The 13412-nt window shown below is 67.8% G+C and carries 11 protein-coding genes and 2 tRNA genes; 7 read left to right on the top strand and 6 right to left on the bottom strand.

Annotated elements, in window-relative coordinates; translation table 11 throughout:
• Positions 1-292 precede the first annotated feature (292 nt).
• The 5 genes from thrB to argS are packed head-to-tail and all read right to left on the bottom strand — an operon-like array spanning position 293 to position 6916.
• Positions 293-1255, bottom strand: a complete 963-nt coding sequence (gene thrB / locus GV792_RS21235; RefSeq protein ID WP_163826061.1) for a homoserine kinase — start codon at positions 1253-1255, stop codon at positions 293-295.
• 24 nt (positions 1256-1279) lie between these two features.
• Positions 1280-2380, bottom strand: a complete 1101-nt coding sequence (gene thrC / locus GV792_RS21230; RefSeq protein ID WP_163826031.1) for a threonine synthase — start codon at positions 2378-2380, stop codon at positions 1280-1282.
• On the bottom strand, positions 2377-3753 hold the full coding sequence (locus tag GV792_RS21225) for a homoserine dehydrogenase (protein WP_175584621.1): 1377 nt from the start codon (positions 3751-3753) through the stop codon (positions 2377-2379). The genes thrC and GV792_RS21225 overlap by 4 nt, the downstream gene beginning before the upstream one ends.
• Before the next feature lie 39 nt (positions 3754-3792).
• The gene (gene lysA, locus GV792_RS21220; RefSeq protein WP_163826030.1) at positions 3793-5208 is read right to left on the bottom strand and encodes a diaminopimelate decarboxylase; all 1416 of its coding nucleotides are present in this window, start codon (positions 5206-5208) and stop codon (positions 3793-3795) included.
• A gap of 46 nt (positions 5209-5254) precedes the next feature.
• A complete protein-coding gene (gene argS, locus GV792_RS21215) occupies positions 5255-6916 on the bottom strand; it encodes an arginine--tRNA ligase (RefSeq protein WP_163826029.1) in 1662 nt (553 codons plus the stop codon).
• Between the two features lie 115 nt (positions 6917-7031).
• Here argS and GV792_RS21210 point away from each other — a divergent pair, with 115 nt between their 5' ends.
• From GV792_RS21210 to GV792_RS21190, 5 genes are all read left to right on the top strand, one after another.
• Positions 7032-8036 (top strand): DUF3105 domain-containing protein, encoded by a 1005-nt coding sequence (locus GV792_RS21210; protein WP_163826028.1) that lies wholly within the window; start codon positions 7032-7034, stop codon positions 8034-8036.
• Positions 8037-8894: a DUF305 domain-containing protein gene (locus GV792_RS21205; protein ID WP_163826027.1), complete on the top strand. Its 858-nt coding sequence runs from the start codon at positions 8037-8039 to the stop codon at positions 8892-8894.
• Between the two features lie 86 nt (positions 8895-8980).
• A tRNA-Arg gene (locus GV792_RS21200) sits at positions 8981-9053 on the top strand.
• 228 nt (positions 9054-9281) lie between these two features.
• Positions 9282-9935, top strand: a complete 654-nt coding sequence (locus tag GV792_RS21195) for an Rv0361 family membrane protein (RefSeq protein ID WP_163826026.1) — start codon at positions 9282-9284, stop codon at positions 9933-9935.
• 13 nt (positions 9936-9948) lie between these two features.
• A complete protein-coding gene (locus GV792_RS21190) occupies positions 9949-11370 on the top strand; it encodes a metallophosphoesterase (RefSeq protein ID WP_163826025.1) in 1422 nt (473 codons plus the stop codon).
• A 60-nt stretch (positions 11371-11430) separates the two neighbouring features.
• Here the strand turns inward: GV792_RS21190 and GV792_RS21185 are convergent.
• Positions 11431-11505, bottom strand: a tRNA-Cys gene (locus GV792_RS21185).
• Positions 11506-11623: 118 nt separating this feature from the next.
• On the opposite strand from GV792_RS21185, the gene GV792_RS21180 reads away from it, so the two are divergent.
• Together GV792_RS21180 and GV792_RS21175 are read left to right on the top strand one after the other, a co-directional pair.
• Positions 11624-12172, top strand: a complete 549-nt coding sequence (locus GV792_RS21180; RefSeq protein ID WP_163826024.1) for a MarR family winged helix-turn-helix transcriptional regulator — start codon at positions 11624-11626, stop codon at positions 12170-12172.
• A gap of 169 nt (positions 12173-12341) precedes the next feature.
• Positions 12342-13400: a hypothetical protein gene (locus GV792_RS21175; RefSeq protein WP_175583080.1), complete on the top strand. Its 1059-nt coding sequence runs from the start codon at positions 12342-12344 to the stop codon at positions 13398-13400.
• Positions 13401-13412: the final 12 nt, after the last annotated feature.

Below are 13412 nucleotides of genomic sequence, written 5' to 3'. Positions count from 1 at the left end.
GGGCCGTGTGCTGTATCGAGGGTTCGTTCCGCAGTCCGGTCGCTGTGCCGGGCACGGATGTGTAGCCGTATCGCCTGCTCCGTCGGAGTCGGAGGCTTCGCCACCGATCATGAAAAAGGTGGGAGAGATCATTCCAGTTGCGCAGCTCCGCAACACCCCCATGGCCTGGAGGCTCGAGCCTGGAGCCTGCTGGAGCGATTGCCCTGATGAAGCACCGGCGTCTGACGCGCACGATGTACGGACCTGCTCAGGATAGCTGGCAACCGTAAGGCTCGGCAAGGTGGACTCGCCGTCAGACGACGTCGACGCCTTCGGCGAGTCCGGGCTCGACCACCCGCAGGCCGTCAGCGACGGCAAGTTCACGCAGCTCGGCGGGGAATTCCGAGGTGGTGAGGGCCAGCACGGTCGGGCCGGCACCGGACACCATCGCGGCGATCCCCGCGGAACGTAACCGGGCGATCCAGGTGGTGGTGAGCGGCAACGCCGGCGCACGCTGGGCCTGGTGCAGGCGGTCAGCGGTGGCCGGCATGAGCAGATCGGGGCGCTCGGTCAGGGCCACAACTGCCAGGGCGGCGCGGCTGACGTTGAACGCCGCGTCACCGTGCGGCACCACCTCGGGCAGCAGACCGCGGGTGTGCGCGGTCGAGGATCGCTCCTCCGGGACCAGCACCACCGGACGCAGCGCGGGATGCGGGTTCAGCCGGACCGCGTGATAGGCCCGGTTATGGTGCTCTACCTGGACACCATCGAGTCCGGCATCGGCGGGGCGATCGGTCTCCGACCAGGACACCACGATGCCGCCGAGCACACTGGCCGCGGCATTGTCGGGATGACCTTCGAATTCCGAGGCGAGCTGCACCAGCCGATCGGTGTCGACGGCCAGCTCCGGATCGAATTTCGTGGCGAGACCGCAGCCCGCGGCCAACCCACCGACGACCGCCGAGGCCGACGATCCGAGACCGCGCGAATGCGGAATCACGTTGCGGCACACCACATCGAGACCATCGGCCCACACTCCGGCCGACTCCAGCCCACGCTCGATCGCGCGAACCACCAGATGCGAAGGGCCCCAAGGCACATCGTCGGCGCCCTCACCCTCGACCCGGATGGTGAGGCCGGATGCGGTGGTGCGCACCTCGATCTCGTCGTAGATGCCCAATGCCATACCGAGCGAATCGAATCCGGGGCCGAGGTTGGCGCTGGACGCCGGTACCCGCGCGGTCACGGTCAGACCGGCGGGCAGCGTCCTGGTCATCACCTGGCTCTCGCGCGCGGACACTCAGGCCAGCTCGAGTTCGGCGGCGACCGCGACCGGGTCGACCGGAATCGCCTGGACCTGCGGCATTCCCAGCAGCGCGGTGTCGGGGTCCTTCAGACCGTTACCGGTCACGGTGCACACGACGGTCAGGCCGGAATCGAGCCAGCCCTCGTTGCGTGCGGCGAGCAGACCTGCGACGCTGGCCGCCGACGCGGGTTCGACGAACACGCCCTCGGTCGCCGCGACCAGGCGATACGCCGCCAGGATCTCCTCGTCGGTGGCCGCGCGGAAGGCACCGCCGGACTGTTCCTTGGCCTCGACCGCGCTGTTCCAGGACGCCGGGGCGCCGATCCGGATCGCCGTCGCGATGGTCTCGGGGTCCTTGACCGGGGCACCGTTCACCAGCGGGGCCGCACCGGCGGCCTGCACGCCGAGCATGCGCGGCAGCGAGGTGGTGACACCGTCGGCGTGGTACTCGCGGTAACCGCGCCAGTAGGCGGTGATGTTGCCGGCGTTGCCCACCGGCAGCACGTGCACGTCGGGTGCTTTGCCCAGCACATCGCAGATCTCGAACGACGCGGTCTTCTGACCCTCGATGCGGGCCGGATTCACCGAGTTGACCAGGCCGATCTCGGGGAACTCCGAGGTCACCTTGCGAGCCAGCTCGAGGCAGTCGTCGAAATTGCCCTGCACCTGGATGACCTTCGCGCCGAGCATGACGGCCTGGGCCAGCTTGCCCATCGCGATCTTGCCCTCGGGGATCAGCACCGCGCAGCTCATGCCCGCCCGGGTGGCGTAGGCCGCGGCCGATGCCGAGGTGTTGCCGGTGGAGGCGCACAGCACGGCCCTCTGGCCGCGGTACTTGGCATCGGTGATGGCCATGGTCATGCCACGGTCCTTGAACGAACCGGTCGGGTTCAGGCCCTCGACCTTGAGGTACACCTCGCAACCGGTCAGCTCGGACAGATGCGTCGCAGGCACCAGCGGGGTGCCGCCCTCGAAGAGGGTGACCGGCTCCCAGTCGGCACCGACCGCGAGCCGATCGCGGTAGGCAGTGATCAGACCCGGCCACCGGGAGTGCACCCCGGTCTGGTGGGCCACTCCCGCGCCTGTCGTGCTCATTCTTCGGTGCCTTCCAATCTAAGAACGCTGGTCACAGAGGTGACGGAATCCAGTTCCGCCAGCGCGGACACAGTATCCGCGAGCGCCGACTCCGTCGCATGGTGGGTGACGACGACGAGGCGCGCACCCTCGCCGTGACCTTCCTGGCGGACGGTCGAGATGCTCACCCCGTGTTCGGCGAATTCACCCGCCACCGCCTGCAGCACACCCGCACGGTCGGCGACCTGCAGGTTCACGTGGTAGCGAGTGGGTGTATCACCGATCGGCGCAATCGGTAGCTCAGCATAAACCGATTCACCCGGGGCCCGGCCACCGTAGAACTTGTTGCGTGCCGCCATCACCAGATCGCCGAGCACGGCCGACGCGGTCGGGGCGCCACCGGCACCCTGGCCGTAGAACATCAGCCTGCCCGCATTCTCGGCCTCAACGACCACCGCGTTGAAGGCGCCGTTGACCGCGGCCAGCGGATGCTCGCGCGGGACGAGTGCCGGGTAGACGCGGACCGAGACCCGCTCCTTACCGCCGTCTTCGGGTCCGGGTTCGCCAGGGCCCGCCGGAACCCGCTCGCAGATGGCGAGCAGCTTCACGGTGCAGCCGACCGCGGAAGCGGTCTCCAGGTCCTCGGAGGTGATCCGGGAGATGCCCTCGCGGTAGACGTCGGCGGCGGTGACCCTGGTGTGGAAGGCCAGCGAGGCCAGGATCGCGGCCTTGGCGGCGGCGTCGTAGCCCTCGACATCGGCGGTCGGGTCGGCCTCGGCGTAACCCAGACGGGTCGCTTCGGCGAGGGTGTCGTGATAGTCGGCGCCGGTCTCGTCCATCGCGGAGAGGATGAAGTTGGTGGTGCCGTTGACGATGCCGACCACCCGGTTGACCCGGTCACCGGCCAGCGACTGGATGAGCGGGCGCACCACCGGGATGGCACCGGCCACGGCGGCCTCGAAGTAGAGGTCGGCACGGCTGCGCTCGGCAGCCGCGGCGAGTTCGCCGGTGTAGTCGGCCAGCAGGGCCTTGTTGGCCGTCACCACGGACTTACCCGCGTTGAGCGCGGCCAGGATCAGCCTGCGCGGCGGATCGATACCGCCGATGACCTCGACCACCAGATCGACGTCGTCGCGCGCGACGAGCGCATCGGCGTCGGTAGTGAGCAGCTCGTCGGGTATGCCCCGGTCGGCCGTGTTACGTACCGCGACCCCGCGCAGCACCACCGGCGCACCGACCCGCGATTCCAGATCGGCGGTGTGCTCGCGCAGGATGCGCACCACCTCGGTACCGACATTGCCCAGGCCGAGGACCGCGACCCCGATCGGACGATCGGTGCCCCAGGTGCCGTTCTTCGCAGCCACAGCCGCGCCGGCGTCAGTCGCCTCGGTCATGATGCTCCTTCTTTCTGGCATTGCTCATCGAGTCGTCCATCAGACCTCTAGGCCGATCAGGTCCGCAACCGTTTCGCGGCGCAGCAGCAGCCGCGCCTGGCCATCACGCACGGCGACGACCGCTGGCCTGGTCAGCATGTTGTACCGACTCGACATCGAGTAGCAGTACGCACCGGTCGCGGCCACCGCGACCAGATCACCCGGCCCGGCGTCGGCCTGCATCCAAGTGTCCCTGATGACGATATCCCCACTCTCACAATGCTTTCCGACGACGCGAGCGACGACGGGCGCGGCATCGGAGGCGCGGGAGACGAGACGGCAGTCGTAGTCGGCCTGGTACAGCGCGGGCCGGATGTTGTCGCTCATCCCGCCGTCGACGCTGACATACCGGCGACGCAGGCCGCCGTCGAGTGAGACGTCCTTGGTGGTGCCGACCTCATAGAGGGTGACCGTGCCGGGTCCGGCGATCGCGCGACCGGGTTCCACGGCGATAACCGGTTCGGGCAAACCAGCACGCTCGGCCTCTTGGGCGACGAGCTTGCGCAGGTTGGCGGCGAATTCGTCGAGCGGGGGCGGGTTATCCGCCTCCAGATAGGAGATACCGAGTCCGCCACCGAGATCCAGGATGGCGATCTGCGCGGTGCGTTCGGCACCGAACTTGTCGACGGCATCGCGCAGCAGGCCGAGGATGCGACGCGCGGCGATCTCGAACCCGTCGATCTCGAAGATCTGCGAGCCGATATGGCTGTGCAGACCGACCAGACGCAGGTTGTCGGCCTCGAAAACCCGGGCCAGCGCCTGCATGGCGTCGCCGCCCGCGATGGAGAACCCGAACTTCTGGTCCTCGTGCGCCGTCGAAATGTATTCGTGGGTATGAGCTTCCACACCGACGGTGACGCGAACCAGCACGTCCTGCACCACACCGGCGCGCCCAGCCACGGCCTCGAGCCGTTCGATCTCGATCAGCGAGTCGACAACCACGTGCCCGACCCCGACCTCGACGGCCTTCTCCAGCTCGGCAACGGATTTGTTGTTGCCGTGCAAGGCGATTCGCTCGGCCGGGAAGCCGCCGTTGAGCGCAACCGCGAGTTCACCGCCGGAGCACACGTCCAGCGACAGGCCTTCGTCGCGAATCCAGCGCGCGATCTCACCACACAGAAACGCCTTGGAGGCGTAGTGCACCCGGGCGTTCGGGCCGAAGGCGCGGACCATATCGCGGCAGCGGGAACGGAAGTCGTCCTCGTCGATGACGAACAGCGGTGTACCGAATTCGGCCGCGAGTTCGGTGACCGGGATACCGGCCAGACGCACCACACCGTCCTCACCGCGAGTGGCGTTGCGCGGCCACACATGCGCGGGCAGCTCGATGAGCTGCTTCGGGTCGGCCGGACGCTCCGGCAGATTCGGGGCGTGTGGGATTTCGGCGTGCCGGGGTCCGGCAGGATGGGCGCTCACTTGTTCTCCTCCATAGCCGGTGCGTTCGATGCCTGATGCCGCGTGTTCACATGCGCTCCGGTGCGGAGACGCCGAGCAGGGCGAGGCCGTTGGCCAGCACCTGCTTGGTGGCGTTCACCAGCGCGAGGCGGGCGACATTGGTCGGCGAGACCGGCTCGTCGCCCAACGGCAGTACACGCAGGGACTTGTTGGTCTGGAACGGGTGGTAGGCCCCGGCCAGCTCCTCCAGGTAGCGGGCGATCCGATGCGGTTCGCGCAGACTCGCGGCACTGGCCACGACCCGGGGGAATTCGCCGATGGTGCGGATGAGCGCACCTTCCTCGTCGGCGGTGAGCAGCGCGAAGTCCGGTTCGACAGTGCCGTACTCCGGGAATTCGGCGGCATTGCGGCCGATGGAGGCGGCGCGGGCGTGCGCGTACTGCACGTAGTAGACCGGGTTGACGCTGTCCTGTTTGGTCCACAGGTCCAGGTCGATGTCCAGGCTCGAATTCACCGAACTGCGCACCAGCGAGTAGCGCGCGGCGTCCACACCGATGGCCTCGACCAGGTCGTCGAGAGTGACCACGGTGCCGGCCCGCTTGCTCATCCGCACCGCGACGCCGTCGCGCAGCAGGTTGACCATCTGGCCGATGAGCACCTCGACGGTGGCCGGGTCATCGCCGAACGCGGCGGCGGCGGCCTTCAACCTGCCGATGTAGCCGTGATGGTCGGCGCCGAGCATGTAGATGCACAGGTCGAAGCCGCGCGAGCGCTTGTTCTGGAAGTAGGCGATGTCACCGGCGATGTAGGCGGCGTTGCCGTCGCTCTTGATGACGACGCGGTCCTGGTCGTCGCCGTACTCGGAGCTGGCGATCCACCAGGCGCCGTCCTTCTCGTACAGGTCGCCCGAGTTCTTGAGCGTGTTCACCGCGTCCTCGACCGCACCCGAGGCGAACAGCGAGCTCTCGTTGAAGTAGACGTCGAAGTCGGTGCCGAAATCGTGCAGCGTCTTCTTGATGTGGGCGAACATCAGTTCCACGCCCTCGGCGCGGAAGCGCTCCAGCCGGGCATCGGGGTCGATCTCGAGCACACCGGGATGTTCGGCGACGATCTTGTCGGCGATCTCACCGATGTAGGCGCCCGCGTAACCCTTCTCCGGAGTCGGTGCGCCGGTGGCGGCGGCGACAAGGGATTCGGCGAATCGGTCGATCTGCGCGCCGTGGTCGTTGAAGTAGTACTCACGCACCACGTCGGCGCCCTGCGCGTCCAGGATGCGACCGAGCGCGTCGCCGACGGCCGCCCAGCGGGTGCCGCCGAGGTGCACCGGACCGGTGGGGTTGGCGGAGACGAACTCGAGGTTGATCTTGGTGCCAGCCAGCGTGTCGGCGGTGCCGTACGCGGCGCCTGCCGAACGCACCTGCTCGAGGATGGCGCCCTGCGCGGACGCGGCGAGCCGGATGTTCAGGAAGCCGGGGCCTGCGACCTCGGCCGCGGCGACGGCATCGGTGGCGTCGAGCGCCTCGGCCAGCCATGTCGCCAGTTCCCGCGGATTGGCTCCGGCCTTCTTCGCGACACGCATGGCCAGATTCGTGGCATAGTCGCCGTGTTCCGGATTGCGGGGACGCTCCACCGTGACCTCGTCGGGCAGGACCGCCGGGTCCAGTCCACGTTCGACAAGCACCTTCGCCGCGGTCGCGTGAAGGAGATCTGCAAGGTCAGCTGGAGTCACGAGTCTCTATCCTATGGTCTGGGCAGGTGTGCACCACGAGTGGGCACCAGGTGTTCGCGGTCACGTGGGCACCGCGCGAAGGACCGTCCACCACGTCGAAAGAGCACGATCAGCGATGCCGAGCAAGACCAGCGCCAAATCGGCCAAGGCCGTCAAGGCCGCCGGAAAGGCGGGGCCCGGCCGGAAGAAGAGCACCGGCAAGGGTAAAGGTACACGTCAGCGCCAGATTCCTTGGCTCGCCATCGGCGCGGCCGCGGTGGTCGTCGCCCTCATCGGGGCGCTGGCCTACAACCTGGTACCGAAGTACCAGGAGGCGGCGGAGCTGGAGAAGTTCACCCCCAGCGCTGACAAGCAGGATCCTTCCCTCGACATCGAGGGTGTGGTGAAGAAGGAATACCCGGCCGGCCTGCACATCGCCCCGAACCAGCGCGTGGCCTATGACCAGACCCCGCCCTTCGGCGGACCGCACGACAGCTCATGGGCCAACTGCACCGGCGTCGTCTACGACACGCCCATTCGGGTGGAGAACGCCGTGCATTCGCTCGAACACGGCGCGGTCTGGATCACCTACAACCCGGACAAGGTCGACTCCTCGGGTATCGAGACGCTCGCGGGCAGGGTCAAGGGCGAGCAGTACACGATGATGTCGCCCTATCCGGGCCAGGACTCGGCCGTCGCCTTGCAGTCCTGGGGCCACCAGTTGAAGCTCGACAGTGCCGACGACAAGCGTGTCGGCCAGTTCATCACCGCACTGCGGCTGAACAACTACGCCTACCCTGAGGTCGGCGCGGACTGCTCGACGATCGCCTTCGATACCGAGAACCCGCCGCCGTTCGACCCCACTCCCCCCGGCCCAGACGCGGTGCCGATGGACGGCGGCGGCATCACGCCGGATCCGACCGAGCTCGGCGGTATGCCGGGTGGGGTTCCCGGTGTTCCGGGCGTTCCCGCTATCCCGGGTATGCCCGGTATGCCCGGCGGTGCGCCGGTGCCCGATGGCGTGCAAGTGCCTGGCGGGGCACCGGTGCCCGGCGGGGCTCCTGCACCTGGCGGAGTGGTGCCGGGCGGTGCTCCGGTTGCGCCTGCACCCGAGGGTGCGCAGCCGGGCTCGGGTCAGTAGATGGGATCTGTGGATCGGCCGAAGGACTCCGAGGAGACCGGCCCCGACGCTACGTCCGGCGCGCCGGAGGCAGGCCCGGCCGAGAGCGACACCACGGGCGAACCCGGTGCGGCGCCCATCGACGCCGCTGCGGATTCGGCCGACGACGACACCGAGCCGGCCGATGACGACGATGCGGGTTTCTCCGGGCAGGTGCGGCGGCAACGGACCGCGCTGCTGGTACTCGGCGTCATCGGTGCGATCGTGCTCGGTTTCGCCATCGGAGTGCTGGCACGGCTGCCGCTGGACGGTGACTCCGAGCCGTCGCCGAACTCGGTCGACGTCGGATTCAGCCAGGACATGTCCGCCCACCACGCGCAGGCCGTCGAGATGGCCGGGGTCGCACTCATCCGATCCACCGATCAGGATGTGCGGCGCCTGGCCTACGACATCCTCACCACCCAGCAGAATCAGGTCGGGCGGATGCAGGGCTGGCTGCAACTGTGGGGTGAGCCCGCGCGCGGCGTCGACGGCTATATGGGCTGGATGACCGACCACGGTGGCGGCCACGACCACACCGCTGCCGCATCGGGCCACGCGATGGGCGGCCCGGTGCGGGAGATGCCCGGAATGGCGAGCTCCGAGGACCTCGCCGCATTGCGGCGGGCCGAGGGCGCCGAACTGGATGTGCTGTTCCTGCAACTGATGCTGCGCCACCACCAAGGCGGGCTGCCGATGATCCAGTACGCCGCCACCTACGCCGAAACCACGGCAGTGCGGAGCCTGGCGAGCAATATGGACCAGACCCAACAGGGCGAGTCCCACCTGATGACCGGCATGCTCGCCGCCCGCGGCGCCACCCCGCTACCACTGAACTGAACCACTTTTTGGCCAACGGCCCCGGATGCGATACGCTTTCCCAGCCCGATCGGACGGCCCTCCCGGCCCCGACCGGCGCGATCCCCGCCCTCGTAGCTCAGGGGATAGAGCGTCTGCCTCCGGAGCAGAAGGCCGCAGGTTCGATTCCTGCCGAGGGCACAGATGAGCAAGGCCCCGACCGCATGGTCGGGGCCTTCGTCGTGTTCGGCGGACATTTTTCGTGTCAGCAGGCACGAATATCCTTGTCCGTAGGCGAGGTCGGGGTTTCCCAGCGCTGGCGGGGCCGCCACCGACCCGTCCCTAGGCTCATCGAGGCGGACAGGGACAGCAGCCATCAGGTGTCGTAATGTTCCAGACACACCCGGGGGATACGGAGGACGAACCCACATGACTTACCCACCAGCAGGACAGCCGCCGCATGGGCAGCAGCCGCCCTACGGTCAGCAGCCGCCGCACGGTCAGCAGCCGTACGGGCAGCAGCAGCCGCCCTATGGCCAGCAGCCCCAGTACGGGCAACAGCCGGGCCAGTACCCGCCGCCGCCCGGTGGATTCCAGCAGCCCGGCGGCTACCCGCCACAGCAGCCACCGAAGAAGAAGACCGGACTCATCATCGGTCTCGTTGTGCTCGCGCTCGTTGTGATCGGCGGTATCACTACCGGTGTGGTGCTGACGATGCAGGGCAAGACGCCACTGGCATCGGATGAGAAGCAGATCGAGAACGCGATCCGCGAGTTCTACGACACCATGGAGAACGACGGCATCATCGCCGCGGCCGACTTGTCGTGCGCGGCCGACCGGGCCAAGTTCGACGAGGCGTCGCAGAGCGAGAAGGACATGATGGGCAAGGCGTCCTTCTCGATCGATATCGACAAGGTCGAGGACGTCGTCATCACCGGAGACAAGGCGACCGCGAAGGTCACCGGCACCTTCAGTATCTCCATGCCGGGCGAAGAGACCACCGAACCCGAGAACACCTCGGACGAGACACTTGCCAAGGAAGACGGCGAGTGGAAGATCTGCTCGGACTCCGACGAGAGCTGAGCCGCTGCCGGCTGTGAGCTGCTGCGGACCCTCGCGCCGGACGATTCTCGGCGCCATCGGCCTGGCCGCACTGTTGCCCGCTGTGGGCGCGGTGCGGCCAGGTTCGGTTCTGGCCCAGGCGAATCCGATCATCGCGTGCGATCTGGAGGTCGTTACCGTCACCGATCGGTCCGCCGTCCTGACCTGGACGACGCGCGCCCCCGACGCCGCCGGGCGACTGCTGCCCGTGGCCACCGACGGCGAAGTCCGGCTGATCTCGGCCGACAGCCCACGCGCACCGATCCAGGTGTGGGCCTCCGATGCCCGAACGCCGTTTCATTACGCGCAGGTCGACGGCTTGGAACCGGGGCGGCGCTACCGTTTCGAAGCCTGGTCACAGGGCGTGCGCGCACAACCGGCGCCATCGCTGATCACGCATCTGCCCGACAGTCCCGAACTGCTCGGCGAATTCATCACACTGGTCCCACCGCCTGGCCGGTTGCTTCGCACTGTCGCGCTCGCCAATGACGTGCACTACGGCGAGGATGTCAGCGGCCTCGTCGTCGGGGGTCTGCCGCCCGGTTTCCGGCAGGAGCCGGGGCTGCCGCCGTATCCGGAGGTAATGCTGACGGCGATGCTCGACGATCTGCGCCGACCGGATCGTGACGCCGGGTTCCTACTACTGGCCGGAGATCTCACCAGTGAGGCGACCCCGGCCGAAACCCGTGGCGTGCGTGCACACCTCGATGCGTGGGGCACCGCGGGCGCCGATTATCTCGCGGTGCGCGGTAACCACGATCGCCCACACACCGGGACCGACTACCGCGACTGTCCTGCAGTACGAGGCCATGACACCCATTTTGATTGCTGGGCAAAAGAATTCGGTCCACGACAGCAGGCGGTGGAGCATGATCTCGGCGGCTTGCGGCTGATCGGCCTCGACACCAGCGAGCTCGACGGTTCCGGCGGCACGATCGAACGACCGCAGATGGACCGGGTATGCGAGATCCTTCGCGACGAACCGGATCGCCCGACGCTCGTGTTCGGCCATCACCCGGTCACCGCGGAATCGGGGCTCACCAACACCGCAGGTCCCGGGTTCGTGTTGAACCGTCGTGACAGCACCGAGCTGCAAGCGCTGTACGAGCGCACCCCAGGGGTATTCCTGCACCACAGCGGACATACCCACCGCAACCGGCGCACCCGGCCCGACACGGCGTGCGCGGTCGAGTTCCTCGAGGTTGCGGCGGTGAAGGAATACCCCGGTGGATACAGCCTGGTTCGGATCTACGAGGGCGGGTACATGCTGAACTTCTACAAGACCCGCACCGATCATGCCCGCCGGTGGAGCACACTGACCCGCGGCGAATACTTCGGCCTCTTCCCGGACTACACCCTCGGCACGTTCGCAGACCGCAATCATGTTGTGCCGCGCGATTTTTCGGGACTGAGCTGAAACCGCACCCGGCGCCCCGCCCGGCAGTGACGGAACCGGGCGAGGCACCGAGGCGACGCATGGAGCGAGCGGCGGGAATCGAACCCGCGTGAACGGCTTTGCAGACCGTTGCCTGAACCACTCAGCCACGCCCGCCTCACCTACCGATAGTGCCCGGCACGATCCGGCTCGCCCAGCGTTGCGATCACCCTGATTTCAATGTGCCGGCCGCGGCGAGGCGGCCCAGGAATGGGCGCATGGAATGATCGGATCCATGTCCAGGTCACGTCCGCTACCGCTCGACCCGATCCAGGAGGCCCACCGTCAGTGGGTCGGCCACGGCTGGGGCGCGGTAGCCGATGGTATGGCGGCGGTGACCTCGCTGGTGCGGGCACAGCAGATCGTGATGTCTCGGGTGGACGAGGCATTGAAGCCCACCGGGTTGACGTTCTCCCGCTACGAACTGCTCATGTTGCTGAGTTTCAGTAAGACCGGCGCTCTACCGATGGCCAAGGCGAGCGCCAGGCTGCAAGTGCATCCGACCAGCGTCACCAATACCGTCGACCGGCTGGAGTCCGCCGGATTAGTGGTCCGAGTACCGCATCCGAGCGACCGCCGCGCCACGCTCATCGAAATCACCGACGCGGGAAGGGAAGTGGTCGCCAAGGCCACCGAGCGACTCAACGGCGAGGTCTTCGCCCGCCCGGGTCTCCCCCCGGACCGGCTGCACACGCTGCTGCAACTGCTGGCGGAATTCCGGCATACCGCGGGCGACTTCGACACCGGCGAGGAACCCGCCCGCTGGAGCGCCGCCGACTCGTGAGTCGTCACAACGACAAACCGCGCGAAACGCCCAAGTAGTGCAAACGGTGAAAACCACACGGTCCATTACTCCTCCGAGGCATCCGCTGAGTAACGTTCCGGCATCCAAGTAGCGAATTTCGCGACCGACCGCCTTGGCAAGAACGGACCTGTGGTCCACCATGGACTCCATGGTGCTGGTCCTCGGGGTGTCGGCGGGTGCCTGCGGTGCGCGCGCCATGCTCACCCACTCCGACCAACCCCATCTGGATCCCATCGACCGATGCCAGGTGCCACGCCGGGCCGGTGCAGGGATCGAAGAGGCAGTTTTCGAGGCGATCCGCCGGATGCGGGCCGCCGCCGCCCGCCGCGACGAATTGATCACCCGTATCGCGGTGACCTGCCGGTGCGCACTGCACGCCGACAGCATCAGGGCCGCCGCGGGCGGTAGTGATCTCACCGTCGTCGACGAGCCGCTTGCTCAGCTGCGCTACCTGCGTTTCACCGGGGCATTGCCCGATTCCGGCACCGCCATCCTCTACGACCTCGGCAGCTCCGGGCTCACCATCACCCATATCGACTGCCGCACCGATACGGTGCTGGCAGGCAGGCGCAGCACGGTCCTCGGCGGCGACGGCTATGACGCCCTGCTGCGCTGGCAGCTGGCCCGCGGCGGCGTGCTGACCGACAAGCCGACCATCCGCAAGCACCGCGAAGCACTCAGCAGCGCGCGAGTGGTCACCGCGATGGATCCGGGCACCGACGAACGTGCCGTGGTCACCCGCAGTGATCTCGCGGAACTGTGCGCCGCGGGCATCCACCATTCGGCCTCGTTCGTCCGCCAGATCGGCGAAGAGGCCGGGGTCCGACCGGCCGCGATGGTGCTGCTGGGCGGGTGTACTCGGAATCCGAACCTGCGCGCCGAACTCGAGACGCTGGTCGGTCTCCCGATCGTCTACGACCCCGAACCCGAATGCGTATCGGCGCGCGGTGCGGTCCTGTTGGCCGCGGAACGTCCGGCCGCGGAGATCCGGACACAGCGGCTGCGCAACGGGGCACTGTCGCAGAGTCTGGCCAGCGGCTCGGTGGGCCGTCGCAAACTCGTCGCGGCCCTCGCGGTGACCGTCGGGCTCGGTGCCACCATTGCGGGACTGCTCACCGTCAACGACGAATCGGCGCGGCCCTCGGAGGGAGGGACCGCCCCGACTCCGATGGAAATCGCGGGTATCCCGCCCAGCTCCGAGAACTGAGCGGGACCGCAC

This window comes from Nocardia cyriacigeorgica, from assembly GCF_010868145.1.
Taxonomy (GTDB): Bacteria; Actinomycetota; Actinomycetes; order Mycobacteriales; family Mycobacteriaceae; genus Nocardia; species Nocardia cyriacigeorgica_D.
This window is presented reverse-complemented; position numbering and strand designations above follow the sequence as displayed.

What these genes read in the sequence shown, in the direction of transcription:
- thrB (WP_163826061.1), bottom strand. Translation starts at nt 1,255, where the DNA reads ATGACCAGGACGCTGCCCGCCGGTCTGACCGTGACCGCGCGGGTACCG.
- thrC (WP_163826031.1), bottom strand. Translation starts at nt 2,380, where the DNA reads ATGAGCACGACAGGCGCGGGAGTGGCCCACCAGACCGGGGTGCACTCC.
- GV792_RS21225 (WP_175584621.1), bottom strand. Translation starts at nt 3,753, where the DNA reads ATGACCGAGGCGACTGACGCCGGCGCGGCTGTGGCTGCGAAGAACGGC.
- GV792_RS21210 (WP_163826028.1), top strand. Translation starts at nt 7,032, where the DNA reads ATGCCGAGCAAGACCAGCGCCAAATCGGCCAAGGCCGTCAAGGCCGCC.
- GV792_RS21205 (WP_163826027.1), top strand. Translation starts at nt 8,037, where the DNA reads ATGGGATCTGTGGATCGGCCGAAGGACTCCGAGGAGACCGGCCCCGAC.
- GV792_RS21195 (WP_163826026.1), top strand. Translation starts at nt 9,282, where the DNA reads ATGACTTACCCACCAGCAGGACAGCCGCCGCATGGGCAGCAGCCGCCC.
- GV792_RS21180 (WP_163826024.1), top strand. Translation starts at nt 11,624, where the DNA reads ATGTCCAGGTCACGTCCGCTACCGCTCGACCCGATCCAGGAGGCCCAC.
- GV792_RS21175 (WP_175583080.1), top strand. Translation starts at nt 12,342, where the DNA reads ATGGTGCTGGTCCTCGGGGTGTCGGCGGGTGCCTGCGGTGCGCGCGCC.